The organism is Mesorhizobium sp. M7A.F.Ca.CA.004.12.1.1 (assembly GCF_003997835.1).
Taxonomy (GTDB): domain Bacteria; phylum Pseudomonadota; class Alphaproteobacteria; order Rhizobiales; family Rhizobiaceae; genus Mesorhizobium.
Window position 1 is genome coordinate 1 of sequence record NZ_RZRK01001122.1, and the last position, 1,492, is coordinate 1,492.

Consider the following 1,492-nt stretch of genomic DNA (forward strand, 5'->3'; position numbering starts at 1 on the left):
GTCATCCGCGCCGAGCCGGTGGCAATGACGATCGTCTCGGCGCGGATGACTTGGCTTCCCGTCTCGGTCTCGACCGCAACCGTCTTGCCGTCGCGAAAGCTCGCCCAGCCATGCACGGTCTTGACTCCTGCCTTCTTGAGCAGGCCGGCGACGCCGCTGTTGAGCCGGCTCACGATGCCGTCCTTCCAGGCGATCGTCTTCGCCAGGTCGAGCGTCGGTGCGGTGAGCGAGATGCCGAGCGGGCTCTTGCCGCCTTCCATGTGCGACACCTTCTCGAACTCCTCCGCCGCATGGATCAGCGCCTTGGACGGGATGCAGCCGACATTGAGACAAGTGCCGCCCGGCTTGCCGGCTTCCACGATCACCGTATCGACGCCGAGCTGTCCGGCACGGATAGCGCAGACGTAACCACCGGGACCGGCGCCGATGACCAGCAGCTTGCAGGAGATTTCTTTCATGTTGGCTGCTTCCTTTCGGCCGCCGGGCGCCCTGTCCTTCTCCCCTTGTGGGAGAAGGTGGATCGGCGCGTTAGCGCCGAGACGGATGAGGGGTGTTCCAGCGGAGTGAGGCGTTGGCGTTCCCTGGAACACCCCTCATCCGTCGCCTTCGGCGACACCTTCTCCCACAAGGGGAGAAGGGGGAGCCCACATTCCAACGCCGGTAACTTCCGAAGGTCCGTCTCAAGCTTCGACATCGGCCTCATCACCTCAATCCACAAAGATCAGCGCCGGCGTTTCCAGCAGCGTCTTGATCCGCTGGATGAACACCGCCGCATCCCACCCATCGATCACCCGATGGTCGAAGCTTGACGATAAATTCATCATCTTGCGCGGGATGAACTGGGTGCCGTCCCACACCGGCCGCACCATCATCTTGTTGACGCCGATGATCGCCACTTCCGGATGGTTGATGACCGGCGTCGTCGCCACGCCGCCCATGGCGCCGAGCGAGGTGATGGTGATGGTCGAGCCGGACAGCTCGTCGCGTGTCGCCGTGCCGGACTTGGCCGCCTCGGCCAGCCTGATGATTTCTGCGCCGCACTCCCAGATGTCGCGCGCCTCGGCATGTTTGACCACAGGCACTACCAGCCCCGACGGCGTCTGCGCGGCGATGCCGATATGGATGCCGCCATGCTGGTGGATGATGCCGGCCTCGTCGTCGAACAGCGAATTGAGGTTGGGCTGGTCCGCGATCGCCTTGACCATGGCCCGCATCAGGAACGGCAGCAGCGTCAGCTTCGGCCGCTCCACGCCACCCCTACCTGGGCGCTTCTCCTTGTTGAGCGCGGCGCGCAATTCCTCCAGCGCGGTGACATCGATCTCCTCGACATAGGTGATGTGCGGGATGCGCGATTTCGACAGCGACATCTTCTCGGCGATCTTGCGCCGCAAGCCGACCACCTTGATATCCTGGATCGCATCGTTGCGGGCGAGGCCGGATGTCCTGGCAACCTGCGGCCCGCGCGCCAGGAACGCTTCGATGTCCTCATGGC

General features: G+C 64.1%; 2 protein-coding genes. Both read right to left on the reverse strand.

The window, feature by feature from the left end:
* Nucleotides 1-458 (reverse strand): FAD-dependent oxidoreductase (locus EN984_RS34300; RefSeq protein WP_127384340.1); only part of this gene is annotated, 458 nt, incomplete at its 3' end.
* Between the two features lie 249 nt (nucleotides 459-707).
* Nucleotides 708-1,492: dihydrolipoamide acetyltransferase family protein (locus EN984_RS34305; RefSeq protein ID WP_164765908.1), on the reverse strand; the 785-nt coding region annotated here is incomplete at its 5' end.